This window comes from Kutzneria sp. NPDC051319 (assembly GCF_040682195.1).
GTDB lineage: Bacteria > Actinomycetota > Actinomycetes > Mycobacteriales > Pseudonocardiaceae > Kutzneria.
Genome location: NZ_JBFBAM010000065.1, coordinates 1 through 26,432 on the forward strand (window position 1 = coordinate 1; position 26,432 = coordinate 26,432).

The 26,432-nt window shown below is 70.0% G+C and carries 21 protein-coding genes; 13 read left to right on the forward strand and 8 right to left on the reverse strand.

Annotation, left to right across the window (positions count from 1 at the left end; all coding sequences use genetic code 11):
* Positions 1–612, forward strand: a 612-nt coding sequence (locus AB0M73_RS38880) for an IS3 family transposase (protein ID WP_363902239.1), incomplete at its 5' end; no start/stop codon positions are given.
* 33 nt (positions 613–645) lie between these two features.
* Complete coding sequence (locus tag AB0M73_RS38885; protein ID WP_363902370.1) at positions 646–966, forward strand: LysR substrate-binding domain-containing protein; 321 nt, start codon at positions 646–648, stop codon at positions 964–966.
* A gap of 55 nt (positions 967–1,021) precedes the next feature.
* Here AB0M73_RS38885 and AB0M73_RS38890 read toward each other — a convergent pair whose 3' ends face one another.
* The 3 genes from AB0M73_RS38890 to AB0M73_RS38900 form a co-directional block, all read right to left on the reverse strand.
* Positions 1,022–1,810 carry a maleylpyruvate isomerase family mycothiol-dependent enzyme gene (locus AB0M73_RS38890; RefSeq protein ID WP_363902242.1) on the reverse strand — a complete coding sequence of 263 codons (789 nt, stop codon included), beginning with the start codon at positions 1,808–1,810 and terminating at the stop codon, positions 1,022–1,024.
* Between the two features lie 71 nt (positions 1,811–1,881).
* Positions 1,882–3,567, reverse strand: a complete 1,686-nt coding sequence (locus tag AB0M73_RS38895) for an FAD/NAD(P)-binding protein (RefSeq protein WP_363902245.1) — start codon at positions 3,565–3,567, stop codon at positions 1,882–1,884.
* Positions 3,564–6,269: an aldehyde dehydrogenase family protein gene (locus AB0M73_RS38900; RefSeq protein WP_363902248.1), complete on the reverse strand. Its 2,706-nt coding sequence runs from the start codon at positions 6,267–6,269 to the stop codon at positions 3,564–3,566. The genes AB0M73_RS38895 and AB0M73_RS38900 overlap by 4 nt, the downstream gene beginning before the upstream one ends.
* Before the next feature lie 830 nt (positions 6,270–7,099).
* Here AB0M73_RS38900 and AB0M73_RS38905 point away from each other — a divergent pair.
* The 7 genes from AB0M73_RS38905 to fabI all read left to right on the forward strand — a co-directional run bounded on the left by AB0M73_RS38905 (position 7,100) and on the right by fabI (position 16,836).
* Positions 7,100–7,744, forward strand: coding sequence for a GNAT family protein (locus AB0M73_RS38905; RefSeq protein ID WP_043715796.1), 645 nt, complete (start codon positions 7,100–7,102; stop codon positions 7,742–7,744).
* A complete protein-coding gene (gene lanKC / locus AB0M73_RS38910; RefSeq protein ID WP_363902252.1) occupies positions 7,741–10,335 on the forward strand; it encodes a class III lanthionine synthetase LanKC in 2,595 nt (864 codons plus the stop codon). Before AB0M73_RS38905 ends, lanKC begins: the two co-directional genes overlap by 4 nt.
* A gap of 671 nt (positions 10,336–11,006) precedes the next feature.
* On the forward strand, positions 11,007–12,293 hold the full coding sequence (locus tag AB0M73_RS38915; RefSeq protein WP_363902255.1) for an MFS transporter: 1,287 nt from the start codon (positions 11,007–11,009) through the stop codon (positions 12,291–12,293).
* The gene (locus AB0M73_RS38920; protein WP_363902258.1) at positions 12,290–13,153 is read left to right on the forward strand and encodes a DUF4429 domain-containing protein; all 864 of its coding nucleotides are present in this window, start codon (positions 12,290–12,292) and stop codon (positions 13,151–13,153) included. Before AB0M73_RS38915 ends, AB0M73_RS38920 begins: the two co-directional genes overlap by 4 nt.
* An 11-nt stretch (positions 13,154–13,164) precedes the next feature.
* Positions 13,165–14,823 carry a thiamine pyrophosphate-binding protein gene (locus tag AB0M73_RS38925; protein WP_363902261.1) on the forward strand — a complete coding sequence of 553 codons (1,659 nt, stop codon included), beginning with the start codon at positions 13,165–13,167 and terminating at the stop codon, positions 14,821–14,823.
* Between the two features lie 4 nt (positions 14,824–14,827).
* Positions 14,828–16,081 (forward strand): beta-ketoacyl-ACP synthase II, encoded by a 1,254-nt coding sequence (gene fabF, locus AB0M73_RS38930; protein WP_363902263.1) that lies wholly within the window; start codon positions 14,828–14,830, stop codon positions 16,079–16,081.
* Entirely contained in the window at positions 16,081–16,836 is a 756-nt protein-coding gene (gene fabI, locus AB0M73_RS38935; RefSeq protein WP_363902267.1) for an enoyl-ACP reductase FabI, read from the forward strand. Before fabF ends, fabI begins: the two co-directional genes overlap by 1 nt.
* An 88-nt stretch (positions 16,837–16,924) precedes the next feature.
* On the opposite strand, the gene AB0M73_RS38940 is transcribed toward fabI, so the two are convergent.
* Both AB0M73_RS38940 and AB0M73_RS38945 read right to left on the reverse strand, forming a co-directional pair.
* Positions 16,925–17,764: an LLM class F420-dependent oxidoreductase gene (locus AB0M73_RS38940; protein ID WP_363902270.1), complete on the reverse strand. Its 840-nt coding sequence runs from the start codon at positions 17,762–17,764 to the stop codon at positions 16,925–16,927.
* A 41-nt stretch (positions 17,765–17,805) separates the two neighbouring features.
* Complete coding sequence (locus tag AB0M73_RS38945; RefSeq protein ID WP_363902273.1) at positions 17,806–18,450, reverse strand: 4'-phosphopantetheinyl transferase superfamily protein; 645 nt, start codon at positions 18,448–18,450, stop codon at positions 17,806–17,808.
* Positions 18,451–18,637: 187 nt separating this feature from the next.
* Between AB0M73_RS38945 and AB0M73_RS38950 the strand changes: the two genes are divergently transcribed.
* Complete coding sequence (locus AB0M73_RS38950; protein ID WP_363902276.1) at positions 18,638–20,203, forward strand: cellulose binding domain-containing protein; 1,566 nt, start codon at positions 18,638–18,640, stop codon at positions 20,201–20,203.
* A gap of 21 nt (positions 20,204–20,224) precedes the next feature.
* On the opposite strand, the gene AB0M73_RS38955 is transcribed toward AB0M73_RS38950, so the two are convergent.
* Entirely contained in the window at positions 20,225–21,808 is a 1,584-nt protein-coding gene (locus tag AB0M73_RS38955) for a serine/threonine-protein kinase (RefSeq protein WP_363902373.1), read from the reverse strand.
* A gap of 142 nt (positions 21,809–21,950) precedes the next feature.
* Between AB0M73_RS38955 and AB0M73_RS38960 the strand changes: the two genes are divergently transcribed.
* Positions 21,951–22,685: an SDR family oxidoreductase gene (locus AB0M73_RS38960; protein ID WP_363902279.1), complete on the forward strand. Its 735-nt coding sequence runs from the start codon at positions 21,951–21,953 to the stop codon at positions 22,683–22,685.
* Positions 22,686–22,846: 161 nt separating this feature from the next.
* Entirely contained in the window at positions 22,847–23,482 is a 636-nt protein-coding gene (locus AB0M73_RS38965; protein ID WP_363902282.1) for a DUF4360 domain-containing protein, read from the forward strand.
* A 105-nt stretch (positions 23,483–23,587) separates the two neighbouring features.
* Here the strand turns inward: AB0M73_RS38965 and AB0M73_RS38970 are convergent, their stop codons facing one another.
* Both AB0M73_RS38970 and AB0M73_RS38975 read right to left on the reverse strand, forming a co-directional pair.
* A complete protein-coding gene (locus AB0M73_RS38970) occupies positions 23,588–24,223 on the reverse strand; it encodes a winged helix-turn-helix transcriptional regulator (RefSeq protein ID WP_363902285.1) in 636 nt (211 codons plus the stop codon).
* Positions 24,224–24,350: 127 nt separating this feature from the next.
* The gene (locus AB0M73_RS38975) at positions 24,351–25,568 is read right to left on the reverse strand and encodes an ROK family transcriptional regulator (protein WP_363902288.1); all 1,218 of its coding nucleotides are present in this window, start codon (positions 25,566–25,568) and stop codon (positions 24,351–24,353) included.
* A gap of 132 nt (positions 25,569–25,700) precedes the next feature.
* Between AB0M73_RS38975 and AB0M73_RS38980 the strand changes: the two genes are divergently transcribed.
* The gene (locus AB0M73_RS38980) at positions 25,701–26,357 is read left to right on the forward strand and encodes a class I SAM-dependent methyltransferase (protein WP_363902291.1); all 657 of its coding nucleotides are present in this window, start codon (positions 25,701–25,703) and stop codon (positions 26,355–26,357) included.
* Positions 26,358–26,432: the final 75 nt, after the last annotated feature.

Genomic DNA, 26,432 nt, shown 5'->3' on the forward strand with positions numbered 1-26,432 from the left:
AAGTCCCCGCGCACGACCCGGCCGGCGCCGGAGACCGGCAGGCCACGTGATCTGGTGGACCGTGATTTCACTGCCACACAGCCGAATGAGCTGTGGGTAGCCGACATCACCTACGTGCGCACCGCCGCGGGTTGGGTCTACGCGGCGTTCGTGCTGGATGTGTTCTCTCGCTTGATCGTCGGCTGGCAGGTCGCCACCAGTCTCTACACGGATTTGGCGTTGGACGCGTTGCAGATGGCGATCTGGCGGCGCCAGGCTGGCGGCGGTGATCTGACCGGGCTGGTTCATCACAGCGACCGCGGAGTGCAGTACCGGGCGGTGCGCTACACCCAGCGGCTGGCCGAGGCCGACGCCGTGGCCTCGGTCGGGTCCACGGGCGACAGCTACGACAACGCGATGGCCGAGGCGTTCAACTCGTTGTACAAAGCCGAACTCGTCCGCAACCGCGGCCCCTGGCGAGGCCTGGACGACCTGGAACTCGCGACCGTCGAGTACATCGACTGGTACAACAACCGGCGCCTACACGGCGAACTCGGGCACCTCCCGCCCGTCGAGTACGAGGCGCTCCACGCGATGACCCGCCCGGTCGCCGCAACCCTGGAAACCAGTTAACTCAGTCTCCATCAAACCCGGGGCTTGACACTGGTGATCGCCGGCCCGATCGACCACCCGACCTGGCTGGTGGCGCCGCCGGACCAACCGTCGAGGCGAGTGGCGGAAGAGATCATGGCCGAGCTCGGGGTGACACCGGATTCCCGCTGGGAGTTCATGGGACTGGCGACGATCGCCAGCCTCGTGGCGGCCGGCGTCGGCGCGGCGGTGCTCCCCCGCCTCGCGCTGCTGCACGTCGACGTGCCGACAACGCCGACGGGCCGCTCCCGCCGCATCGACGCGGTGATCCGTGCGGGTTCCCGGACCCGACCGGCGGTGACGGCGGTGATGGACGCGCTGGCCTCACTGGCGTGAGGGCATTCGATGCGGAGACCCGGACGACGGCCGCCCGGGTCCTGCCCCCCAGTGATCAGTAGCCGGGGAAGACGCGCCGCAGGTCGTCCAGGGTCAGCGAACCGGTGACCTTCACGGACACCGGGGTGTGCTCGGCGGCGTGCCGACCGGAGAACAGCCGCACCAGGTACTCGGTCGGCGCGACGATCTTGGCCTCGGCGGTGGCCGGCAGGTCGGTCAGCTCGACCACGTCGTCGATGACCAGACCGAGGTCGCGGTCGGGCATGGTGGCCCGCACGGCGACCGTCACGGCGCCGTCGACCTGGTCGGCCTTGCCGGCGAAGCGCAGCAGCGGGCCGATGGTGTCGACCAACAGCACGGCGGCGTCACGGGCGACGGTGGCGGTGGGATCGAAGGCGACGTTGACGTCCCACGCGTGCAGGGCGAACTCGGTGAGCCGCATGCCGGCGACGCCGGCCACGTCCAGCGGCTGGGGCATGAAGCCGAGGTCGATCCGCAGCTCGACCAGCGCCCGGTCGTCCAACGCCTCGAAGGCGCCGACCAGCTCCTCGTTCACGGCGGGGAAGGCGGCGACCTGCTCGTCCGGCGTCATGCCGTCCCAGCGGGCCCACACCTCCTTGTTGAAGTCCATGCCGGGGTTGGCGTCGCCGGCGAGGGCGGCGTCGAGGGACGCCTTGGAGATCACGGCGCCGCTGCCGAGGTGGCTGACCGTCTGGGCCACGGTCCAGTCCGCGGAGCCCGAGGTGCGCACGATGTCGTCCGGCCCCAGCGCGGCCAGCCGGCTGACGAGCTCGTCGTGGCCGCGACGCAGCGCGGCGATGATCTGGGCGGCTTGGCTGCTCATGTCCACAAGATAGTCGCTAGTGGTCGGGGCAGTTATGGAGCGGTGGCCGGGCGAGCCCCGGCCACCGCCCGTCACGTCGCCAGGCCGGCCAGCGCAGCCCTGGCGACGGAGTCGTTCTGCGTGAAGAAGTCGAGCTCGGCGGGCCCGTCGCTGATGGGCGCGCGGAAGCCGGCGACGCAGGGGCCGACGGCGAAGGTCATGGGGTGGGCGCTGCCGTCGGCCCGCAGCAGCCGGTGGTCGCCGGCCCGCACCCCGAGCTGCCCGCTGGACCAGTCGCCGACGGTGTCCTCCACGCACTCGCCCCGCGCCAACAGAGCCCGCACCAGGGGATCGTCGGCACGGCCGATGCTGGGCGGGGGCAGCCGGGCCTCGATCAGGCAGCGGGCGGTGACCGTCGCGGCCTCGGTCACCGCCACGAAGCCGTCCGCACGAGGTGTGATCTCCAGGCCCGGCCCCAGGAAGCGGACGAAGCCGGCGCGGGCCAGGGCCAGCAGCTCCTCGGCCCGCCGCCCCGGCGGCCCGCTGGTCAGGAAGCTGGTCATGGGCAGGAACCGCTGCTCGATGTCGATCACCCGGGACGCCCCGGCGATGCGCCGCTCGGCCAGCAGCTCATGCACCACGCCCAGAGCGGAGCCGATGCCGTTGACGGCCCCGATGAGCGGGCTGCGGTCCCGGTTGTTACGGACGTCCAGCACCTCGGCCAGGAACTGCTCGGCGAAGGTGTGGAAATCCCCGCCGTGCCAACGCAAAGGCTCGAACAGGGCGTCGATGTCGAAGCGGTCGCCCGGCACTGCCTCCTCGATCAGCGCCTCCAGCTCGGCGGAACCCCAGTCGAACTTCTCGAACCCCGTGACGAAGTCCGCCCACTGACCTCGGACCCGCTCCGGGTGGGCCAGGAAGAGCTCGTGGTAGTAGCCCCAAGCCCCTTCCTTGACGACCAACGGCCAGAGATCCCCAACAAAGTCCAAAGCAGCACCCGGCACGGTCTCCCGGTCCAGGAATTTGGGCAGCGGCGCGGGTTCCGCCAACCGGTATCCGGGCTTTGCGTGGTAGGGCAACCCGCTACGGGAACCGGCGTACAGCACCGGTTCCCGCCCGCTCGGCTCGTACACCAGCTCCCCGCCGGGAACGCGGTGGAACTGGCCGCCGCGCCCCTCGGTGAGCAGCACCATGTAGTCCACAAAGGTCAGTCCCAGGCCACGGGCGATCACCGGCGCGCCGGCGGGGATGGCCGACACATCGGAGGCGTAGCCGCTTGGCACGTAGGTCAGGCCGAAACGTCGAGCATGGTCGAGGTACTCCAGCTCCGCAGGGGAAGGCAGCGGGTCGATGTGCCCCTGAGCCAGGATGACGGCGTCGACCTGAAACGAACTGCCGCTGCCTAGAACCACCCGTCCGTCCACAATGTCCACAACACGGTCGGTGTGCACGACCAGACGTGACACACGGGACGCCGCCTGTTCGAACACCCACGAGAAGTACGCGCCGGCTTGCGGCCGCGTGGCGAAGGCCGTCGCCGGCAGCCCGGACCACTCCCCCAGCGACGGCACGCCCGGCCCGAACATCGCCACCCCGGCGACGGTCGAGTTCATCCACAGCAGCGACGGCTGCCGTTCCCGCCAGATCCGCCCCGGACCCGGCGGAAAGGGGTCCACCACATGCACTTCGAGATCGAGAGAACCGGCAAGCGCGCCGAGCCGCTCCAGCACCGAGGTGCCACGCGGCCCGGCGCCCACGATGCACACCCGCGCGCTCATGCGCTGGTGGTCAGCTGCCGCCGGTCGGCGCCGATGTAGTCGGCGACGGCCTTGGAGATCAGCAGCGGCTCGGCGATCCGCCTTCCTTGGTAGGCAACGTAATTGGCGACCATGCCACGGCCGCCGAACGGGGCGTTGCCGTCGTCGGCCTCCAACAGCGTGGTGTTCAGGCACACCTCGTGCCGCTTGCGCAGCAGCTTCACCGTCTCCGGCAGGTCCCCGTACACCATCGCGCCCATCGCCCGCTCCTCCAGGAACGGCAGCGTCAGGATGTCGTGCAGGGCGCGCTGGTCGCCGTACACGACGACGTTGAAGATGGGCGCGAACAGCTCGTCGCAGGTGACCTTGTGCCCCTTGGGACGGCGCAGCACGGTCGGCTCCAGGCTCATCCGGGACAGGTCGACGCGGCCGCCGTGCACGATGTGCCGGGCGTTGCGGTGCAGGTACTCCAGGGCGAAGCCGAACGCCTGCTCGTAGAACATCGGCGAGTAGTCGGCCTTGGGGTCGGACCGCTCCCCCAGCACCAGCTCGTCGATGCGCTTGCCGAGCGTGGCGAAGAAGCGCTCCTCCAGCGACTCGTGCACACACACCAGGTCCGGGCCGAAGCAGTCCTGGCCGGAGTTGAGCAGCCGGATCTCCAGCAGGTCGGTGACGGCCAGGTCGACGTCCGCGCCGGGGCCGACGACGAACGGATTGATGCCCTGGCCGTAGTACACGAACAGCTGATCGGGGCGCAGCTGGGCGCGGATCTTCTCGGCGTTGGAGTACGCCCCGGTGAACACCACCACCTCGGAGGCGGCGGTCTCGCCGGTGACGAACTCCTTCTGGGTGCTGGTGGACAGCGTGATCGGCAGCCCGTGCACGGGGGCGAGCAGCTCGTGCAGGGCGATCAGCTGCCGGCGGATGTGCGCGGACGGCCGGAACACGACCTCCTCGCTGTACAGGGCCGGCACCAGCAGGTACAGCACGTAGCCGAACAGCGGGACGTTGGACGGCATGAACACGGCGGTCCGGTTGACCAGCGGCGGCGACCACAGCGCGACCTCGGCTGCGGCGCCCTTGAGGGTGGCCAGCGCGGTGTTCAGCTCGCCGGCGGCGGTGCGGTAGTTGGACATCTCCGTGAGCACGCCGAGCACCTCGTCGCGGTGCTCCCGCAGGTACTGCTCGACCTTGCGCAGCGCGTCGACCCGCTCGGCCAGCGGGATCCGGCTCAGGTCGGTGCGCATGCCGTTGATGGCCACCGGGAACACCTCCTCCGGGTCGTCCTTGACCTGGCCCGCCGCCAGCTCGCGCAACGCCCGCTGATCGACCTTTCCGTTGTGGTTGAGGGGAAAGTTGTGCACGACGAGCACCTGGTTGGGCTGCTCGTGCACGGCCAGGCGCTCGCCGAACACGCGCCTCCAGTACTTCGGGTCGCGCCCGGACTCGTCGGCGACGACGAACACCAGCTTGCTGCCGCGGCGCTCGTGCTCCAGCGCCACCACCCGCACCGGCGCGCCGAAGGCTTCGGCCTTACGGGCCAAGGCTTCCGGGTACAGGGTGTGCCCGTGCCGGTGCACCGCGCCCTTGCGGCCGAGCACGGCGACGTTGCCGTCCTCGTCGAGGTAGCCGATGTCGTTGGTGTGGTACAGGGTTCGCGTGCTCTCCAGGAACCGGCCGTCCTTGTCGATGGTGCCGACGAGCAGATCCTCGCTGCGCACCACCAACTCGCCCACGACACCGGCCGGCACCGGGATGCCCTTGTCGTCCAGGACGTCGACCTCGAAGCCGTCCAGCGGCTTGCCGCACAGGTTCTCGTCGCCGGGCGCGGCCAGCGCGATGTTGCCGGCCTCGCTGCTGCCGTAGCCGTCCAGCAGCGGCTTGCCGGTGAACTCGCGGAACTTGGCGATCAGGGTGCTGCCCAGCGGCGCGCCGCCGACGCACCACATGCGCACGTGGGCCAGCTGGTCGCGGGTGACCTGGCGGTGGTCCATGACCCGCAGCAGCGAGTCGTAGGTCGACGGGGTGGTGTCGACGACGGTGACGCGCATGCTGGTGATGGCCTCGACGGCCCGGTCGAGCCGGGCCCGCGGCACGATCACCAGGCAGCACCGGCTCTGCCACCACAGCAGGATCAGCGACAGGCCGTACTGGTGCGAGAACGGCAGCATCGGCAGCATGACGTCGTCGTCGCGGTAGCCCATGCGGCGCGCGGTGGCGTCGATGTTGCTGCGCACCGACCGTCCACTGCGGACGATGATGGCCGGCGCGCCGGTGGTGCCGGAGGTGAGCAGCACCAGGGCGTCCCGGCGGTTCCACCACGCCGAGAAGTCCAGGGCCAGCGGCTCGTCGGTGACGTTGGCGTCGGCCGCCGGCACCACGTCGGCCATCCTCACGACCCGCACCCCCCGGGGCGCACGGGTGGGCATGGCGTCGGTGGCGACGGCGTCGCTGCCGAGCATCCACTGCACGGAGCGCAGCGCCGGCGCGCGGTCCTCGGCCGACTGGTGCTCGTCCAGCAGCATGATGGACACGTCGAGATGGATCAGGGTGAGCAGCGCAAGCACGTAATCGGTGGAATTCGCGCCGACGAGGGCGACGCGGTCGCCCGACCGTAAGCCGGCCGCGACCAGTTTCCTCGCCAGGGCGGCGCACCGGCGGGCCACCGTCTGCGTGGACCAGACCGAACCCTCGCTGACCAGACGCACGTCGACGCTGCTCACCTGGCGCTCCTCTGCTCGTCGCTTGCTACAAACCCAGGGTTTGGGTTTTTATTTGTTCCCTACACCCGGCAACCAGGGCTACGCACCTTTGTTTCCCACACTATCCACGCCCCCCCACCCGCCCCGCGCCCCGTTACGCCGCCCCGCGACAACGGATTTGGTGAGCGGATCCCGGCGACTGCCGGGCGAATTCGAGGTGCTGGCCTGCGACGTGACCACCGTCATGAACGCTACCGGGCCCGGCCACGCGGTTCAAGAATGAAGCTCGGTTCGGCGTGGGAGCGCATCCACCCCTGCCCTCGCACACCCGTGCGGACGTGGGAAGACGTTACGCCGCACCGCCTACGCGCGAATCAAACGTCGTACGACGGTTGGAACACCGTGAAACACCGATGGAGTAGTCATTTGAGCGTGGCTCAAAGCCTGATCAGAATCGAACGGGATTTGCGGACCACGTTCGTAAGTGGTGTGCGAGCGTCGTTCGGGAAAGCGTCGCCGATCCGTCCGGGCAAGGCCGTTGACAGTCGAACGTCCTACCGGTAGTCGTGTAACCAGAGCGGAACGACTGGGGTGCAGTAACTGGGGTAGTGCTGGGGTGAGCGCGCAGAGGCGCGCCGTGAGCGCACGTTGGTGCGCCCCCCGGTGTGCGGCAGATGCGACTGCCGTCTTTCACGCCGTTCGCCACTGGGCGGGCCGAGGGTTCTCCTCGTGTGCCCGCGGATCAGGCATGCGGCCGTTTCACACCACACACACTCACGCTGTGGCGCGCCCTGGCGCGCCCACAGCCCGTTTCCCATGGGCCGGAGCGGTCCGGAGGGAGCACACACACCATGAAAGGCGCGATCTGTGCGCTGCGCTGGCCGGAGTCCGACGACTACGACCGGATCGCGGCGTGGCTGCGGCCGATGTCGCACGCCGCGGCCCTGACCGGCGACACCCACGAGGCGATCGACGCGGCCGCGCTGCGGCAGGCCGCCGAGAGCGGGCAGGTGCGGTACTTCGTTGTCGTGTCAAGGGACGGCGAGCCGGTGGGCGTGGTCAACTACCGGGCCGCGGGCGGCGGCGGGGCCCACTCGTACGCGATGGGCGGCGCGGTCGGCATCTCCGAGAGGTGGCAGGCCGGCTACGGCGCCGAGGCGCTGAGCCTGCTCACCGATTTTGTGTTCCACCAGCTCAACGCCCACCGGGTGGAGTTCTCGACGGCCAGCTACAACCGGCATTCGCTGCAGGTGCTGACCAGGGACGGCTTCACGTTGGAGGGCGTGCTGCGCGACTACTACTTCGTCGACGGCGAGTACCACCACCGCACGATCTGGTCGATCCTGCGGCACGAGTACTACGCCAACCGGGCCGAGTACGGGCGCCGGCTGCCGATGCCCGAGCTCGTCCCGGCCGAGGACAAGGCCAGGGCCCGGGAGTCGCTGGCCAAGTACCTCGCCAACGACGGGCCCTCGTCCTGGGGAGAGATGCGATGAAACCGGCAATAGAGCTGTATTCGCTGGCCGACCGGGTGTTCTTCGAGGATCCGATGCGCTGGCACGCCGAGCAGACCTTCGAGCTGGCCACCGGTGACGTGCCGGCCGGCTGGCGGCGCAGCGGCGCGGGGCCGTGGGTCATGCTGCGGCCGGACGGCCTGGCCCTTCCCAAGCAGGGCTGGAAGATTCACGTGTCGGCCGTGCCGTCGAACGCGCTGGAGGTGCTCAAGGCCGTCGCGGGCTACCTGGTCGAGCACGGCGTGGCCTTCAAGTTCCTGCGCGGCCGGGCGTTGCTGCACGCGTACAGCATGAAGTACGCGCCGCGGGCGGCGAGCGGCAAGCTCATCACCATCTACCCCGTCGACGAGGCCGAACTGGAGCGGGTGCTGGTCGGCCTGGACGAGCTCGTCGGCGGCGCGGACGGCCCGTATGTGCTGAGCGACCTGCGTTTCCACGACGGGCCCCTGTACGTGCGCTACGGCGGCTTCGACAAGCGCTACTGCGTGACCGAGGACGGCGAGCGTGAGCTGGCGATCGAGCGACCGGACGGCACGCTGGTGCCGGACGAGCGCCGCCCGGTGTTCACCGTGCCGGAGTGGGTCCAGCTGCCGGCTTTCCTTCAGCCGCACCACGACAAGGTGAAGTCCGGTGGGCAGCTGGACTACGACGTGACCGAGGCGCTGCACTTCTCCAACGGCGGCGGCGTGTACGTGGCCAAGCGGCGCACCGACGGGCACGAGGTCGTCATCAAGGAGGCGCGGCCGCACGCCGGACTGTCCGGTGATGAGCAGGATGCGGTCACGAGGCTGGCTCAGGAGGAGTGGGCGCTACGCCACTTGGCCGGTGTGCAAGGGATTCCGGCTCTGCACGAGGTCATCCAGGTGTGGGAGCACCGGTTCCTGGTGATGGACCGGGTGCCCGGGCAGGCCCTCCAGCACTGGATGGCCAACCAGTTCCCGTTGGTGGGCGTGTTTTCCACGCCCGAGCAGCGCCGGGCCTACGCCGAGCGGGCGATCAAGCTGCACGACCGGATCACCGAGCTGGTGGCGCGGGTGCACGAGCGCGGTGTGGTGTTCGCGGACCTGCACCCGGCCAACATCATGGTCGACGACAACGACGAGCCCGGCCTCGTCGACTTCGAAAGCGCGTTCCCGGCGAGCGAACAGCGCCGCCAGCTGGCCGGCCACGCGGGTTTCGTGTCACGTGAGGTGTCGGGCGTCGACGTCGACCGCCAGGCGTTGACCGTGTTGCGGCTGTGGATGTTCATGCCGCTGACCAGCGTGCTGGCGTTGGCGCCGGCCAAGCTCGGTGAGCTGATGAACGAAGCGGAACAGCTGTTCGAGCTGCCGCCGGAGTTCACCAAGCCGGTGCACGAGCTGTCGGATCGCCGTGCCGTGAACCAGGTTCCGGCCGCGGTGTCCGCCCCGTCCGCGCGCTGGGGCGAAGCCGGGTGGTCCGCGGCCATCGAGTCGCTGGCGGCGGCGATCACCGCCAGCGCCACGCCCGATCGTGAGGATCGCCTCTTTCCCGGCGACATCGAGGGTTTCATCTCCACCGACGGCGCCAGCTTCGCGCACGGCGCCGCCGGCGTGCTGTGGGCGCTGTCGTCAGCGGGGCTGCCGACCGAACGCAAACACCGAGAGTGGCTGCTGCACAAGGCATCCGCGCCGGTGGAGCGGCCGGGCTTCTTCGACGGCGCGCACGGCGTGGCCCATGTGCTCGACCATCTCGGCTATCGGGCGGAAGCGGCGGGCCTGGTGGTCCGGGCGGCCGACCTGGTGGCTGAGACGACCGACCTGACGCTGTTCAGCGGGTTGGCCGGCATCGGGCTGAATCTGCTGCACCTGCACGACAAACGGCCCGGCACCGGGCATCTCGCCCGAGCGCTGGAGCTGGGTCTGCGGGTCGGCGACGCGGTGGAGAGCGGTCAACCCTGCGGCATCGACCGGCCGCCGGGCCGGCTGGGCCGAGTGCGGGACTCCGGCACCAACGGGGGCCTGCTGCGGGGCTGGTCCGGGCCGGCGCTGTTCCTGTTGCGGCTGTACGAGGCGACCCAGGATCGCGCCTGGCTCGATCAGGCGGTCCGGGCCGTGCACCGCGACCTGGACCTGTGCGTGGCCGACGAACAGGACGGCACGCTCCAGGTGGACGGCGGCTTCCGCCGGCTGCCGTACCTGGAGATCGGCTCCGCCGGGATCGCCCTGGTGGGCGACATGGTGTCCCGACACACCGCCGACGAACGCGTCCTGGCCGCTCTGAGCCCGCTTTCGCGCGCCTGCGAGAGCATGTTCGTAATGGACGCCCAGCTTTTCAACGGGCGCGCCGGATTGCTCGCGGTTCTCTCTGGACTTTCCCGCTCGGGGCATGCTAGTCTCATTTCAGAGCGAATCGGACAGGACCTAGAATCCAGCGCTGAGGATCACCTCGCGAAGCTCCGATGGCATCTGCTCGAATATCATGGACATGCCTCTTTTCCCGGTGACGGATCGTCCCGCTTGTCCATGGACTTCTCGACCGGCAACGCCGGAATCATCGCAGCCATAAACTCGACGATTCGACCTGGCGTGCCGTTCATGCCCTTCGCACAGTGATTTCTTCCGATATCAACGCGGGGGCTCTTCTACCACCCGGCTCAGCCCCGGGGAATGTCATACGCGAACGGAGGTGATCACCCATGATCCTGGACCTTCAGACCCTGGAGACGTCCGCCGCCGAGACCCGCCTGCCGGGCTCGACCGTCAGCGGTGGCTGCTGAGAAACCAGCGCCTGTAGCCCACTTTCCGACCTAGTCTTCGAAGCGAGGTGACCACCAATGATCCTGGACCTTCAGACCCTGGAGACGTCCGCCGCCGAGACCCGCCTGCCGGGCTCGACCGTGAGCGGTGGCTGCTGAAAAGCGCCCGAGTCGTTCTTTTCGCACTAGCGCACGAAGCGAGGTGACACTCATGATCCTGGACCTTCAGACCCTGGAGACCTCCGCCGCCGAGACCCGCCTGCCGGGCTCGACCGTCAGCGGTGGCTGCTGAACCCGATTCACCCTTGTTGTCAGACGGAATTCTTCAGCACAAAGGAGCACGCCATGATCCTGGACCTGCAGAACATGGAGACCGCGGCCGTCGAGTCCCGCCTCCCGGGCAGCACGGTGAGCGCCACCTGCTTCAACGCCTGATGCGTTAAGCGATAGTCGGTCGGTGCGGGCGGCGTGCAACGCCCGCACCGGCCATTTATTGTCTCCGGCGACCGAAAGGCGGGTGAGAACACGATGGCGGCACCGGTGAAAGCGCTCGACGCGGCGCCGGCCCGGGTCGGATATCCGATCATGCTGCTCGCGTTCGGCACCAGCATGGTCGGCGTCGGAATCGGCTCCTACGGCCTTCCCCTCTTCGTGCTCACCACCACCGGCAGCGCGACGCTGACCGGCTGGATCGCCGCCGCCGCGCTCGTCGGCTCCCTGCTCACCGGCGGCCTGATGGGGCCGCTGATCGACCGGGTCGGCATGCGCCGGGCCTGGATCTTCTCGCTCGCCGGCGGCTCGACCACCGCGGCGCTGACGGTCGCCCTGTTCGCGGCCGGGCTGCTGCCGCCGTGGCTGCTGGTCTCGCTCTCGTTCGTGCGCAGCTGCGTGGAGTCACCCGGCCGGGTCGCCATCTTCGGCATGATCCCGGCCGTCGCCGAAGCCTCGGGCCGCAACCTGGCCCGCGCCAACGGCACCGTGCGCGCCATGAACGGGGTGTCCAACCTGGCCAGCCCGATCGCCGCCGGCATTATCGCCGCGGTGCTGGGCAGCGTCTTCACCATCCTGGCCGACGCTGTCTGCGCGCTGCTCGCCCTGACCGTCGCGCTGGTGTTCCTGCGCCGGCCGACGATGACCACCATCGACGAGGTCAACGCCGCCCGACCCCGGCGTCGCTCGTACCAGCGCGAGTTCCGGGAGGCCATCCGGTACTTCTGGTCCGACCGCCTGTTACGCACGCTGATCTGCTTCACCGTCTTCTTCGCCGCACTGGACGCGGCCATCGCCAACATCGGCCTCACCCTGTACGCGCAGCAGGTGCTCGGCTCCGTGACCTGGTACGGGGTGCTGGTCAGCTGCTTCGGCCTCGGGTCGCTGGCCGGCACCGTCGGCTACAGCGTCTTCGGGCACAGAGCCCCGCCGCGCGGCCTGTACCTGAGCGCCTACCTGGGGTTCGCCCTGGTGGTGCTGCTGCTGTCGGTGAACGACCACACCGCCGTCGCGCTCGGCCTGATGGTGGTGGCCGGCGTGCTCACCAGCCCGATCGACCTGCTCTACCTGGCCGCATTGCAGGAACGCGTGCCGGAGCGGATGTTCGGCCGGGTCACCAGCGTCGCGACGACCGTCATCTCCGGTCCCGGACCGGTCGCCGTGGCGCTGGTGACCTGGCTGATCACCGGCGTCGGCGCGCACGCCGCCTTCGCCCTCATCGGCGGCTGCTACCTGGTGGTCGCGGTGTCGCTGCTGTTCGTCCGGTCCCTGCACCAGCTCCGTCCGCCCAAGCCCGTCACCACAACCGCGGAGGTGTCGTCATGAGCAGCCCGGAACTGGACTTCGACCTGACGCTGGCCGGCCGGAACGCCACGTGGGCGTTCACCCCGGCCGGCGTGCGGGTCAACTACTCGGCCAGCAAGGGAGTGCCGAGACTGCTGCGCCGGATCGGGCAACGGCTGGTGCCGTTCGAGGCGATCACCTCGGCGACCGTGCACGACGACGACGGGCTGCCGTCGCTGGTCCTGTCCCTGCGGCCGGGCTCCGACCCGTACACCGAGGTCGCGGCCGGGCAGCTGCCGGAGGACTACGCGCTCTACCGGCTGGAGCTGGACCAGCACCAGGCCGAACACGCCTTGCGGTACAAGGACACGATCAACGACCGGTGCGCGCCGACCGACGAGCCGGCGCCGCGCTTCCTGCTCGACACCGACCCGGCTCCGTTGCGGCTGCGTGGTTTCGACGGTGTCGCCACGTTCGACGGCGACTCGGTGCGGCTGTCGTGGGGCATGAAGGCCAGCCTGGCCAAGCAGGCCGGCGGCGACCAGGTGTACCGGATCGGCGAGCTGGCCGCCGTGGAGTGGTCGCTGCCCGGGTTCGTGCGAGGCCACCTGCGGCTGCGCCCGGTCGGTGTGCTGCGGCCGCAGATGGACGTGATCGACGACCCGCACACCCTGCTGTTCGGGCTCGGCTACGGCGCCGTCGCGGAGTCCCTGCCCTTCGCGGCGGCGCTGACCGCCGCCATCGGCAACGGCAGCGGCCCGGTCGGGGACCTGACCTCGGCCGGCGTCCGCGCCGAGCAGGTCGCGGCGGCCATCCGCACGCTGGGCGGGCTGATGGCCGACGGCCTGCTCAGCCGCGAGGAGTTCGAAGCCAAGAAGAAGCACCTGCTGGACCAGATCTGAGGGGCACGCTGATGATCACCTATCCCGGCTGCTGGCACGCCGCCGTCGACTACCTGGAAACCGCCGGCGTGGAGACGGTGTTCGGCCTGCCCAGCGACGACCTGGGCTACCTGGCCGCCGTCGACGGCTCCAAGCTGACTTCGGTGCTGTGCCGGGACCAGCGCAACGCCGTGTTCATGGCCACCGGGCACGCCATGGCGTCCGGCCGGCCCGGCGTTGTCGTGGTGGGCAAGGGACCGGCCGTCACGAACACGCTGACCGGCTTGCTGGAGGCCAGGTTCTCCGCCGCCCCGGTGGTCGTCCTCGCCACCGGGACGTCCTCGGAGCACCGGGGCTCCGGGGCGTTTCAGGAGCTTGACCAGCTGGCGGTGCTGGCCCCGCTGACCAAGTGGGCGACCCGGGTGGATCACCCGTCACGGGTGGTGGCCTCGCTGGAGCGGGCGTTCGACGTTGCGGCGAGCGGGGTTCCGGGGCCGGTGTACGTGGAGTTCCCGGACGACCTGCGGGAGACGGAGATCGTGCGCACCCGGCCCTGGGCTGCGTCGATCGAGCGCACGGTTTCGGTTGCCGGCGCCGACAGTGCTGCGGTGCAGGCGATTCAGCTGGCGCGGCGGCCGTTGATCCTGGTCGGCGGCGGCATGCGGCACCGGAACTCGGGGCGGCTGCTGGAGAAGCTGGCTGAGAAGACCGGCGCGGCGGTGCTGGTCACGGCGTCCGGGCGTGGCTCGTTCGACGAGGAGCATCCGCAGTTCCTTGGCCTGGCCGGGTTGTACGCGCGGCCGGCGGTGTCGGAGCTGGTGCGCGACGCCGACCTGGTGATCGCCCTGGGCAGCCGGCTGGAGGAGACCGCCCGCTACGGCTGGCGGCACGACCAACAGACCGTGCAGGTCAACATCGACGCCGCCGAGTTCAGCACGGAGTTCGCCGGGCCGCGAGTGCTGGGTGACGGCGGCGATGTCGTGCGCTCGTGGCTGGGGTTGACGGGCGAGCCCGATCCCCAGTGGCTCAAGCGGGTTGTCGGCGCTCGTCAGTCGCTTGTGGACGATGCCTCAGCCGAGCTGGCCCGACTGCGGGCCACGCCCCGGCTCCAGATCGCCGAGGTGCTGGCCGCTTTGCAGGACGTGCTGCGGCCGGACGCGATCCTCGTGCAGGAGAACGGTTTGCAGGACATGTGGTCCTACATCTTCCCGTACTTCCGGTGCGGCGGCTCGATCGTGCCGTCCGAGCAGACCAGCCTCGGTTTCGGCGCGGCGGCGGCCGGCGGCGTGCGGCTGGCCCACCCGGACCGCCAGGTGGTCGCCTTCGTCGGGGACGGCGCATTCACCATGGTTATGTCCGATGTGGACACGTTGGTGGAGAACGGCATCGGCGTGTTGTTCGTGGTGCTGGACAACGGCGGCTACGGCTGGTTGCAGACACAGCTGGAGCAACGCGGACTGACCGAGTTCTCGTTCACCCGGGCCCGGACCGCGCCGACCAGGCATCCCCACGTGCACGCCGTCACGCTCACCGAGCGGGGCCACCTGCGCGAGCAGCTGGCCGACGCGCTGGCCGCGACCGAGCACGGCACGGTCGCCATCGCGCGGGTGCCGGTCGAGCTGGACGACGCGCCGCCCGGGATTTCACAGCTGGAAGGGGACTTCCCGACACTGAAAGAGGAAAGGTCGTGACGAGATGGGCACTGCAGGAGCGCCGCGCCGGATCGTGATCACCGGTTGGGGCGCGGTCACCCCGCTTGGCCTGACGGTGGAGGAGACGTGGTCGGCGATGCTGCGCGGGTGCAGCGGCATCGCCGAGCTGACCACTGTGGACACCACGGGCCTCACGGTGCGGATCGGCGGTGAGGTGCGGGGCTTCAACCCCGAGGACTACATGCCGCGGACGGTGAGCCGGCGGCTGGACTCGTTCGCCCAGTACGCGGTCGGGGCCGCGCAGCAGGCCGTCGAGCACGCCAAGTTCACCATCGGGCCGGACGAGGCCGACCGGGTCGGCGTGCTGATCGGCAGCGGCTACGGCGCGGCCAACTACAACCAGCAGGTCGCCCACCTCGTGCGGGATCGCAGTCCCCGCGCGGTGAGCCCGTTCTCCCAGGTCACCGGGGCAATCGACAGCGCCGTCGGCGAGGTCACGATGCGCATCGGGGCCCAAGGTCCGAGCCGGGCCCAGTCCACCGCCTGTGCCACCGGCACCGACTCCATCGGCGAGGCCGCCCGCTGGATCCGTTACGGCATAGCGGATGTCGTCGTCGCGGGCGGGGCCGAGAGCTGCCTCAACCGCGCCGATCTGGCCGGCAGCGCCAATGCCCGCGCGCTCTCCACCCGTAACGACGACCCGACGCGGGCCTCCCGCCCCTTCGACGCCGCCCGCGACGGCTTCGTGATGAGCTCCGGGGCCGGTGTGCTGGTGTTGGAAGAGCTGGAACACGCCCTTCGTCGCGGCGTGCCCATTCTGGCCGAGGTCAGCGGCTACGGGTCCACTTCGGACGCTTATCATCTCACCGCCCCGCATCCCGAGGCGATCGGCGCCCGCAAGGCCATGCGCCTGGCGCTGGAGGATGCCGGCGTCGATTCGTCCGATGTGGACTACATCAACGCCCACGGCACCAGCACTCCCATCGGCGACGAGCGTGAGGTGTACGCCATCCGCTCAGTGCTGGGGGCACGCGCCAGTGCCGTGCCCGTGAGCTCGACGAAGTCGATGACCGGCCACATGCTCGGGGCCGGCGGTGCGGTCGAGGCCATCGTGTGCGCCCTGGCCATGCGGGACAGCGTCGTGCCGCCGACGGTGAATCTCGACGACCCGCTGGACGCCGAGATGAACTTCGTGCCGAATGTGGCGCAGGAGCACGAGGTTCGGGTCGCCGTCAGCAACTCCTTCGGCTTCGGCGGACACAACGCCGTGCTGGTGTTGTCGGCTTGGGAGCACTGATGCTGCTCACCGGCAAGCGGCTCGTGATCACCGGGGTCATCACCGAGTCGTCCATCGCGTTCCACACCGCCCGGGTCGCCCAGTCGCAGGGGGCCGAGGTCCTGCTCACCGGCTTCGGCCGGCTGTCCCTGGTCCGCCGGCTGGCCGACCGTCTGCCCAAGCCCGCGCCGGTCGTCGAGCTGGACGTGACATCCGCCTCCGACCTGGCGTTGCTGTCCGAGCGGGTCGCCGAGCACATGCCGGCCGTGGATGGGGTCGTGCACTCCATCGCCAACGCCCCCGCCTCGTGCTTCGGCGACTTCATGGCCACGCCGTGGGAGGACGTCGCCTCGGCCGTGCACGTGTCGGCCTTTTCCTTCAAGGCCTTGGCCGGCGCCGTTGCCCCGCTGTTGACGCCCGGGGCTTCGTTGGTGGGCCTCGACTACGACGCCCGTGTGGCGTGGCCCGACTACGACTGGATGGGCGTGGCCAAGGCGGCGCTGGAGTCCGTCACCCGTTACGTGGCAAGGGAACTCGGGCCGCACGGCGTCCGGGCCAACCTCGTCGCGGCCGGGCCGTTGCGCACGATGGCCGCCCGCTCCATCCCCGGCTTCGCCGACATCGGCGAGACGTGGAACGCCCGGGCTCCCCTCGGCTGGGACTCCGACAACGCCGACCCCGTAGCCCGCACGGTCTGCGCCCTCCTGTCCGACTGGCTCCCGGCCACAACAGGCTCGATCGTCTACGCCGACGGCGGCGTCCACATCATCGGCTAGCCCCCGCGAGTCCCGCTCAGCGTCACACCGAACTGTATGAATCCGTTTCACGCAGTTCGGTGTGACGCTAGGCGGGACTCGCGGGGGTTCAGGAGTGTAGGCGGGTGCCCATTTTGGCTAGGAAGGCCAGGGCAGAGGCCTCGTCCTTGTCGGGGACGCCGATGATGATCTCGTCGACTCCCAGGGCGGAGAGGTGCTCGATACGGTCGGGGGTGGCGCGGTCCAGGGCGGCGATGTAGGGCTTGCCGGGGCGGGAGGCCTTGGACCAGCGCTCCAGGAGCAGGCGCACAGCGGCGTCGACGTCGGTCTCGCCGGGGGTGGTGATCCAGCCGTCGGCGTGGGCGGCGATCCAGTCGAAGGTGCGTTCGGTGCCGCCGGCCCCGATCAGCAGCGGCAGGTGGGACTGGACAGGCTTGGGGTAGGCCCAGCTGTCGCCGAAGGACACGAACTTCCCTTGGTACGCAGCGACGTCAGAGGTCCACAACGCCCGCATGGCCTCGATGTACTCGCGCAGCGCGGTGTAGCGGAAGCGGCCGGGAATGCCGTGGTCGGCCAGTTCGTCGGTGTTCCAGCCGAAGCCGGCGCCGAGCGTGACGCGGCCGTCGGACAGGTAGTCCAGGGTCGCGATGGTCTTGGCCAGGGTGATCGGATCGGACTCCACCGGCAGCGCAACCGCCGTGGCCAGCCGGATCCGCGACGTCACGGCGGCGGCCGCACCGAGGGAGACCCAGGGGTCCAGGGTGCGCAGGTAGCGGTCGTCCGGAAGCTCGGCGCCGCCGGTGCGGGGATGGGCGGCGTCGCGGCGTACGGGGATGTGGGTGTGCTCGGGGACGTAGAAGGAGTGGAAGCCGGCGTCCTCGGCGGCGCGGGCGCACGTCGCCGGACGGATGCCCCGGTCGCTGCTGAACAGCACGACGCCGAACCTCATAGCCACCTCGCCAACTAGAACGCGTTCTAGTTGGCACGGTATCAGCGCAGGGCGATCGCCGTCACTACGTAACCGTCCCGCACCAGGTAGTGGCCCTCGAAGCCGGCCAACGGCACCCCACGGACCAGGGGCGGCTCGACCCGCAGCTCGACCGAGAACCGGTTCTCGTCCGGGTGGAAGGTCAGGCGCGCGTCGCCAAAACCGAGCCACCGCTCGGTCAGCGGAAACCATGCCTTGTAGACGCTCTCCTTGGCACTGAACAGGATGCGGCCCCAGAACAGATCGCCGGGCAGCGCGGCCAGCATCTCCCGCTCCTCGGGCAGAGTGACAACGCCGAGAACACCGTCGGGCAGCTCGTCGTGGATCTCGGCGTCGATGCCGACGGTCAGCATCTCGTCGGCCCGGGCCACGGCGGCGGCATAGTAGCCCCGGGTGTGGGTGATGCTGCCGACGATGCCGGCCGGCCACAGCGGCTGCCGCTTGGGGCCGCGCAGGATCGGCACCTCGGGCACGCCGAGCTTGCCCAGGGCCCGCCGGGCACAGGTGCGGGCGATGGTGAACTCCCGGACCCGCTTCTCCACGGCCCGGGCGACGTCCGGCTCCTCCTCGGGCAGCAGCCGGGCGTCGGGGTCGTCGCCGAGCACGTCGGCCGACACGACCTCGGCGGGCAGCAGGTCCTCGATCACGGCACGGACGTTACCGGTCCGGCCGGCACCGCAGCGGCGATCCCGAGACAGCTGCGCCACGCCGTCGGCGGCTCTGATCGTGGCAGCCATCCCGTCGAGCAGCGGCTACGGCGAACGGACCTAGCGCGACGGTCGAACGGTCCCGCATGATCTGCACGGCTGCCACCACCTTCACTGGAGCAGCCCTATGTCGTCACGACGCCTAACCCTGCTGGTCGTCGCCGCCCTGGCCTTGCTGGCCGCGCCGGCCACCGCGGCCACTCCCGGCGCCGTCAGCGCCGACTTCGCCCAGACCTCCGTCTGGGGCGGTGGATACCAGGGCCAGTACACCGTCACCAACCAGAGCAATCACGGCATCAGCAGCTGGAAGGTGGAGTTCGACCTGCCGGCCGGCACCACCGTGTCGTCGTCCTGGGACGCCACGGAAACCGTCAGCAACAACCACTACACGTTCACGAACAAGAGCTACAACGGCACGGTGGCGGCCGGGGCGACGGCGGCGTTCGGCTTCGTCGCCAGCGGATCGGCGCTGCCGGGCGACTGCCTGCTGAACGGGGCGACCTGCGCCGGGGTCGTGGACACGACACCGCCGTCCGCGCCGAGCAACCTGAAGGCCGGCACCATCACCACCACGGGCGTCGCGCTGACCTGGTCGGGGTCGACGGACAACATCGGCGTCACCGGCTACGACGTCTACAAGGGGTCGACCAAGGCCCTGACCATCGCCGGCACCTCGGCCACGGTCACCGGCCTGGCCCCGTCCACCGCGTACACGTTCACGGTCAAGGCGCACGACCTGGCCGGCAACCAGTCGGCGGCTTCCAACGCCATCACCGTCACGACGGCCGCCGGCTCGGGCAGCGGCAGCACCTGGCCGCTGAAGGTGGCGCCGTACGTGGACATGGGCTCGTGGCCGACGCCGGTCCTGACCGACACCGCCAACGCTTCCGGGCTGCAGAACTTCACCCTGGCCTTCGTCACCGGCAACGGCTGCAAGGCGAGCTGGTTCAACGCCTACGACCCGACCACCGGCTGGGACCGGGCCGACATCGACGCGCTGCGGGCCCAGGGCGGCGACGTGACGATCTCCTTCGGCGGCGAGGCCGGCACCGAACTCGCGGGCTCGTGCACCGACCAGACGGCGATTCAGCAGCAATACCAGGCCATCATCACCGCGTACGCCACGAGCCGGCTCGATTTCGACATCGAGGGCGCCGCGGTCGTCGACCACACTTCCGTCGACCGGCGCAATGCGGTGCTGGCGAAGTTGCAGGCGGCGAATCCGGGCCTCCAGGTCTCGTACACGCTGCCGGTGATGCCCTACGGCCTCACTTCGGACGGCACGTACATCGTGCAGTCGGCGGTGAATCACGGCGTGAACGTCAGCCTGGTGAATGTGATGGCCATGGATTACGGCCAGCACGACGGCGTGGACATGGGTCTGAAGGCGCAGCAGGCGGCGCAGGCCACCCATGACCAGCTGAAGGCCATTTACCCGGCGAAGACCGATTCCCAGCTGTGGGGCATGGTCGGTGTGACGCCGATGCTCGGCGTCAACGACGACGCCAGCACGTTCTCGCTGGCCAATGCCTCGGCGCTGGCCACCTACGCGAACGGCAAGCACCTGGGCGAGCTCGGTTTCTGGGAGGTCACCCGTGACCGCAACGCGTGCAACGGCAGCCTGACCAACTGCACCAATGTGACGCAGCAGCCGTACGACTTCAGCCGGCGATTCGAGGCTTTCACCGGCTGATGTCGAGGCGGCGGCCCCCGATCAGCTCTTGCGGGGGTCGCCGTCGATACGCAACTGGCCGGCCACCCGGATGACCCGGATCTGCTTGTGCTGGGTGACGTTGCTGCCGTCCGTGCCGATGAACGTGACGTCGACCGGCACCGAGACCGAGCCGTCGGGATTGTCGCTCACACCGAACGCGCCGTTTCCGTAGACCTGGCTGAATCCGGCCCAGTACTGGTTGTAGGCGTTCTGGTCGTTGGTGAACAGCGCCTGGATATTGGTCGACAGCGAACCCCACCCAGCGGTCGGATTCGGGGTGTTGTAGTAGTTGATCACCAAGGTGCCGGCCTGGCCCTTGTCGATCGGCGGTCCGCCGGGATCGTTGGTGGCGCTGGGCCGGGTCGTCGTCGTGGTGGTCGTCGTGGTCGTGGTCGTCGAGGCGCCGGTCGTGCTGCTCGGCGCCGGCGCGGACGAGGTCTGCTGCGTCCCGGTGTTGGCCGGCGGTGGGACCTGGCCCGCGGTCGTCGTCGGCTTCAGCGAGGTCGTCGGCGGGGTGCCGCCGTTGCCGTTGCCGTTCAGGGCCGCGATCACGATCAGCCCGGTGGCGATCACCACCACCGCCACGACCAGCCCGATGATGATCGCCCGCCGCGACGCCGGCTTGTCCGGCGCCGGCGGCTGGCGCACGTCCTGCTTGGTCGTCTGCTCCGGCAGCGTCGCGGTGGCCAGGAACAACGCCGGCGGCTCGGCCTCGCCTTCGGCGGCCAACACGGCGGTCCTCGCGGTCGGAGTCCAGGTCATCGAGCGTCCGGCGCCGACCTCGGTCAGCGCGTCCGCGGCCTCCCGCATGGTCGGCCGGGCCTCGGGCTCGGCGTCCAGCATGCCCATCAGCAGCGTCGTGACGGAGCCGGCCTGCTTGGGCGGCGGCACCTTGCCCGTCGCGACGGCGTGCAGCAGGGCGAGCGGGTTCTGGCTCGTGCCGAACGGCGGCCGGCCCTCGACCGCGTTGTACAAGGTCGCGCCGAGCGAGAACACGTCGGCCGCCGGGCTCGGGTCGTGGCCTCGGGCCACCTCGGGCGCCAGGTACGCGGGCGTGCCGGCCGAGATCCCGGTCTGCGTGACGGTGACGTCGCCGACGGCGCGGGAGATGCCGAAGTCGGTGATCTTGGCGGTGCCGTTCTCCGTGAGCAGGATGTTGGCCGGCTTCACGTCCCGGTGCACGATGCCGGCCGCGTGCGCCGCGGACAGCGCCGAGGCCACCTGCGCGCAGATCTTGGCCGCTTCCTCGGGCGAGAGCGTGCCGCGCTCGGCCAGCACCGAGGACAGGCTGCGGGACGGCAGGAACTCCATCACCAGGCACGGCTCGCCGTCGTTCTCGGCGACGTCGAACACCGTGATCGCGTTGGGATGCTGCAGCCGGGCGGCGATCCGGGCCTCGCGCATGGCCCGCCGCCGCGCCTCGTCCGTCTCCTGCTCGGACAGGCCGGGCTGGAGCACGAGCTGCTTGATCGCGACCAGCCGCTCGAGACGCTCGTCCCTGGCCTGCCACACGACGCCCATGGCGCCGCTGCCCACCCGTTCGACCAGCCGGTAGTGCCCGCCGATCAGCTGCCCCGTGTCGATGACCGATTACTCCTCGTGAACACCCTCACCCGCACGTCCCTCGATGGGTCACACAATAGCGACCCTGTATTACTACGGGCAGTAGGTGTTGGCCACACCCGACCCGGGTCCACTATGGACGTGCGACGGTACGTTGACCAGCATGAGGACAGCAATTGTGACCGGCGCGGGCGCCGGCATCGGGGCGGCCACGGCGGTGGCCCTGCTGGACGCCGGCTACCACGTGGCGCTGGCCGGGCGGCGCGAGCAGACCCTGCGGGAGACCGCGGGCGACCGCGAGAACGCCCTGGTCGTGCCGTGTGACGTGGCCGTCGAGGAACAGGTCGAGGCCCTGTTCGAAACCGTGGAGAGCGCGTGGGGCCGGCTCGACCTTCTGGTCAACAATGCCGGCACGAATGGCCGGGCCGCGCCCGTCGAGGACATGTCGGCGGAGATGTGGTCGAAGGTGATCGGCACCAACCTCACCGGTTCCTTCCTCTGCGCCCGTGCCGCCTTTCGGGTGATGAAGCGCCAGCGGCCGCGCGGCGGCCGGATCATCAACAACGGCTCCCTGTCCGCGCACGTGCCGAGGCCCAACTCGGTGGCCTACACCGCGAGCAAGCACGCCGTGACCGGACTGACCCGCGTGCTGTCGCTGGAGGGCCGCCAGCACGACATCGCGTGCGGCCAGATCGACGTCGGCAACGCCGAGACGGCGATGACCGCCCGAATGGCCGACGGTGTGCCCCAAGCGGACGGCTCCATTCGCCCGGAACCGCGTATGGACGTCTCCGCGGTGTCCGACGCGGTGCTCTACATGGCGGGCCTACCCTTGAGCGCCAATGTGCAGTTCATGACCGTCATGGCAACAGCGATGCCATTCATCGGGCGCGGCTGACACAATAAAGGCCGCTCATGGGACGATCCCATCGTGCCCTGTCAGGACGAAGCTGAATACGACTCAGCTTGTTACTCCGTTCAGTGGGCCACATTTTTCGCATTTGCGGCTACCGTGGGTCGCACCCGCCCCCCAGTCGTGGAGTATTGGGAAGGACACCCATGCTGAAAACGCTGGCCGCAACCGGTGTGGTTTTCTCCCTCTTGCAAACGATACAGCCGTTTGCGTGGACCACCCCTCCGCCGCCCGACAAGATTGTCATCGACGTCGCGACGGTCCTCGGCTCCGGGTGCCCGGCCGGCACGGCCGCGGTCGCCGTCGCCCCGGACAACACGGCGTTCACCGTGACCTACAGCAGCTACACGGCGCAGGTCGGGGTCGGTGCGCTCCCGACCGACCTGCGTAAGAACTGCCAGCTGAACCTCCGGGTTCACGTGCCGTCAGGATTCACGTACGCGATCGCAGAGGCCGATTACCGGGGATTCGGCCATCTGGAGAAGGGTGCGACCGGACAGGAGCGCGCCAACTACTACTTCCAGGGCAACGCGCCGACCGCCTATACCTCGCACAACCTCGCCGGGCCGTTCGACGACGACTGGCAGAACACCGACACCACCGATATCGCCTCCCTGATCTGGGAGCCGTGCGGCCAGGAGCGGAACTTCAACATTAACACCGAACTCCGGGTTGCCTCCGGAACGTCCAACCCGAAGACGACAACCAGCTTCCTCAGCATGGACTCAACGGACGTGGGCATTACGACCACTTACCACTTCGCGTGGAAGACCTGCCCCTGACGGTCAGGTTAAAAGGAAGCCCCGTGCGACGGTGTGGCGCGGGGCTTCCTCATGCGCCGGTCGTTACCTGCTTCATGGTTGCCCGAGAGCGGGACTCGCGGTGTTTCAGAGCAGGTCCAGTAGCTCCCGGCAGCGGCGCACGGCGTCGACCGCACCGCTGATGGTCAACTCCCCCGCCGCCATGGCGTCGTCCGCCGACATCTGGCCGGCGCCCAAGCGCACCAGCGTCACGGCGTCCGCCGTCGCCACCACCGACGCCGCCCCGGCCCGCCCGGCCGCGGCCTGCACGCGGCCGTCCCGCACCTCGAACCGGAAGACCTCGTCGTCGACGTGGAACTCATAGTCCTCGTCGATGTCGCCGGCGCGGTCCTCGCGCAGGCGGGTCTCGGCGGCGAGGAAACCCCAGCGCGGACGCACGGCGTCCACAGTGGACTTGTCCGGGGTGAAGCCGAAGCCCCAGCGGGTGAGGTCGAGCACCATGGGCCGCAGCAGCGCGCCACCCGCGGTGAGCTCGTAGGCGGCGCGGCCGGCGCACTGCTGGATGACGCCCTTGTCGACCAGGAACTTCAGCCGGTCGGCCAGCAGGTTGGTGCCCAGCCCCGGCAGGTCGGCCAGCAGGTCGCTGTAGCGCCGCGGCCCCAACAGGAGCTCACGCACGATCAGCAGGGTCCACCGCTCGCCCAACACGTCCAGCGCGGACGCGAGGCCGCAGTACTGGTGGTAGGCACGCCTGATGTTCAAGATCCTCACCTCCCCCGTGGGATCACCCGGTACGAAAGTTTGCTGATACAACCTTATCCTCGGGAACGGTCACGAGAGGCGGAATCGGCGTTTTTCCGGGTCTCGGTCCAAGAGCCGACGTGACCGGTCAGGCCGATCGGCGCATGTGGTCGGCCGGGTTCTGCACGATGCGGTTGACCACCGAGCCGGCCGCGCCGCGAACCGCCGCCTCCCAGCCGAGTCTGGACACCTCGACCTGCGGCTCCGTCCACCGAGCGCCCAACACCCTGGTCGCCATCTCGGCCTGCACGGGCTCCCGCAGCCACGGCGCCAGCAACGCGAACATGCCGCCCAGCAGCACGGCGTCCAGGTCGAGCAGGTTGACCATGCCGGCCAGGGCGACGCCGAGGGCCTCGCCGGCCGTCCGCACGGCGTTGACGGCCCGCTCGTCGCCGGCCTCCGCCCGTTCCACCAGCCGAGCCAACGGCCCGGCCGGGGTGGCCAGGGTCGTGCCGGTGCTGGGCGGCAGGCCGGCCGCGCGCAGGATCGCCTCCTGGCCGGCGATCGCCTCCAGGCAGCCGCGGGCCCCGCAGCCGCAGACGGGGCCGTCGGGCCGCACCGTCACGTGACCGAGCTCGCCGGCGAAACCGTTGCGGCCACGGAACAGCTCGCCGCCGACGATCACGCCGGCGCCGATGCCGATCTCGCCCGAGACGTGGATGAAGTCGGTGCGGGTGGGCTCGCCGAACCACAACTCCCCCAGCGCCGCCAGGTTCGCCTCGTTCTCCACGCTGACCCGCGGCCACCCGGGCCGGGACAGGTCGGCCACCACCGCCACCTGGGTCCAGCCGAGGTTCGGCGCGGAGGCCAGCAGCCCTTCGGCCGTCCGCACCAGGCCCGGCACGGCCGCCACGACGCCGGACGCCGACAGTCCGGCGGCTTTCGCCGCGTCCAACGCGGACTCCACCAGCCCCGCCGCCTCGGCCAGCACCTCGCCCACGGGCCGGTCCCGGTTGTCCGCCAACGACACCGCCTGGTGCCGTGGGCGTCCGGACAGGTCGAGCACGCAGCACGCCAGGTAGTCCACGTTGATCTCGACGCCGACACCGACCGGCCCGTCGGGGTTGAGCCGCAGTGCTTGTCCTGGCCGGCCGACGCTGTTGCCGGCCGGCCCGGCCTCCACGATCAGGTCGTGACGGGCCAGTTCGTCGACGAGGCTGGACACCGTGGCCTTCGTCAGGCCGGTCGCCGCGGCCACCTCGGCCCGGGACACGCCCTCGCCGTCGGCGATGCCGCGCAGCACCACACCCAGGTTGTGGTCGCGCATCCCCTGCTGTCTGACCGGGATACCGGCCGTTTCGCTCACCTGGCGGAGTGTACGTAGTCGGGCGGCCGAAGGGGCCCTTGCCCGTTTCGTGGCGGCCGACCGGCCCCCCGTAATCGGTCACGAGGTCGGGCCGATGGGTCGGGTACGGGGGCGAGGGGCGAGGAGCCGGCCATGAGCATGAGCCGCACCATCCAGCGCGTGCTGACCGATCCGAACAATCCGGGGTCGCTGTCCGCGCGGGCGCGGGCCAAGCGGTGGAACGAGCTGACGCGGCGGTTCCCGTCGCTGGCGTCCATGCGGGTGCTCGATCTGGGCGGGCTGCCCGATTTCTGGCGGCAGTCGAGCATCCGGCCGGTCCATGTCACGACCGTGAACCTGGTGCCGGCGCAAGCCCCGGAGCCCTGGGTCGACCACGTCGTCGGCGACGCCTGCGCGCCGGAAGGCCTGTCGGGCGGGCAGTTCGACCTCGTGGTGTCGAATTCCCTGCTGGAGCACGTCGGCGGCTACGCCCGGCGGCGGCAGCTGGCGGACGTGATCCACGGGCATTCCGACCGGCACTGGGTGCAAACCCCCTACCGGTATTTCCCCATCGAGCCGCACTGGGCGTTCCCCGGGCTCCAGTTCCTGCCCGTGCCGGTCCGGGCCGCGGCCGTGCGCCGGTGGCCGCTGGGTCACGCCGCGATTCCCGGCCGCGCCGAGTCGGCCGACGCCGTGCTGGCCACCGAGCTGTTGTCGCTGACGGAGATGCGCCTGCTGTTCCCCGACTCGGACATCTGGCACGAGCGCGCCGCCGGCCTGACCAAGTCCCTGGTCGCGGTGCGTGCCTGAAACCGTGTTTCGGTGTGACGCGCAGTGTCTAATCCTTGGGGGAGCTCGCGGGGTTGAGGGTTACTCGACAGTGCT

Excerpts from the sequence above, each read along its gene's own strand:
- AB0M73_RS38890 (WP_363902242.1), bottom strand. The coding sequence starts at position 1,810 with ATGAGCAGCCAAGCCGCCCAGATCATCGCCGCGCTGCGTCGCGGCCAC.
- AB0M73_RS38895 (WP_363902245.1), bottom strand. The coding sequence starts at position 3,567 with ATGAGCGCGCGGGTGTGCATCGTGGGCGCCGGGCCGCGTGGCACCTCG.
- AB0M73_RS38905 (WP_043715796.1), top strand. The coding sequence starts at position 7,100 with ATGAAAGGCGCGATCTGTGCGCTGCGCTGGCCGGAGTCCGACGACTAC.
- lanKC (WP_363902252.1), top strand. The coding sequence starts at position 7,741 with ATGAAACCGGCAATAGAGCTGTATTCGCTGGCCGACCGGGTGTTCTTC.
- AB0M73_RS38915 (WP_363902255.1), top strand. The coding sequence starts at position 11,007 with ATGGCGGCACCGGTGAAAGCGCTCGACGCGGCGCCGGCCCGGGTCGGA.
- AB0M73_RS38920 (WP_363902258.1), top strand. The coding sequence starts at position 12,290 with ATGAGCAGCCCGGAACTGGACTTCGACCTGACGCTGGCCGGCCGGAAC.
- AB0M73_RS38925 (WP_363902261.1), top strand. The coding sequence starts at position 13,165 with ATGATCACCTATCCCGGCTGCTGGCACGCCGCCGTCGACTACCTGGAA.
- fabF (WP_363902263.1), top strand. The coding sequence starts at position 14,828 with ATGGGCACTGCAGGAGCGCCGCGCCGGATCGTGATCACCGGTTGGGGC.
- fabI (WP_363902267.1), top strand. The coding sequence starts at position 16,081 with ATGCTGCTCACCGGCAAGCGGCTCGTGATCACCGGGGTCATCACCGAG.
- AB0M73_RS38940 (WP_363902270.1), bottom strand. The coding sequence starts at position 17,764 with ATGAGGTTCGGCGTCGTGCTGTTCAGCAGCGACCGGGGCATCCGTCCG.
- AB0M73_RS38950 (WP_363902276.1), top strand. The coding sequence starts at position 18,638 with ATGTCGTCACGACGCCTAACCCTGCTGGTCGTCGCCGCCCTGGCCTTG.
- AB0M73_RS38960 (WP_363902279.1), top strand. The coding sequence starts at position 21,951 with ATGAGGACAGCAATTGTGACCGGCGCGGGCGCCGGCATCGGGGCGGCC.
- AB0M73_RS38965 (WP_363902282.1), top strand. The coding sequence starts at position 22,847 with ATGCTGAAAACGCTGGCCGCAACCGGTGTGGTTTTCTCCCTCTTGCAA.
- AB0M73_RS38980 (WP_363902291.1), top strand. The coding sequence starts at position 25,701 with ATGAGCATGAGCCGCACCATCCAGCGCGTGCTGACCGATCCGAACAAT.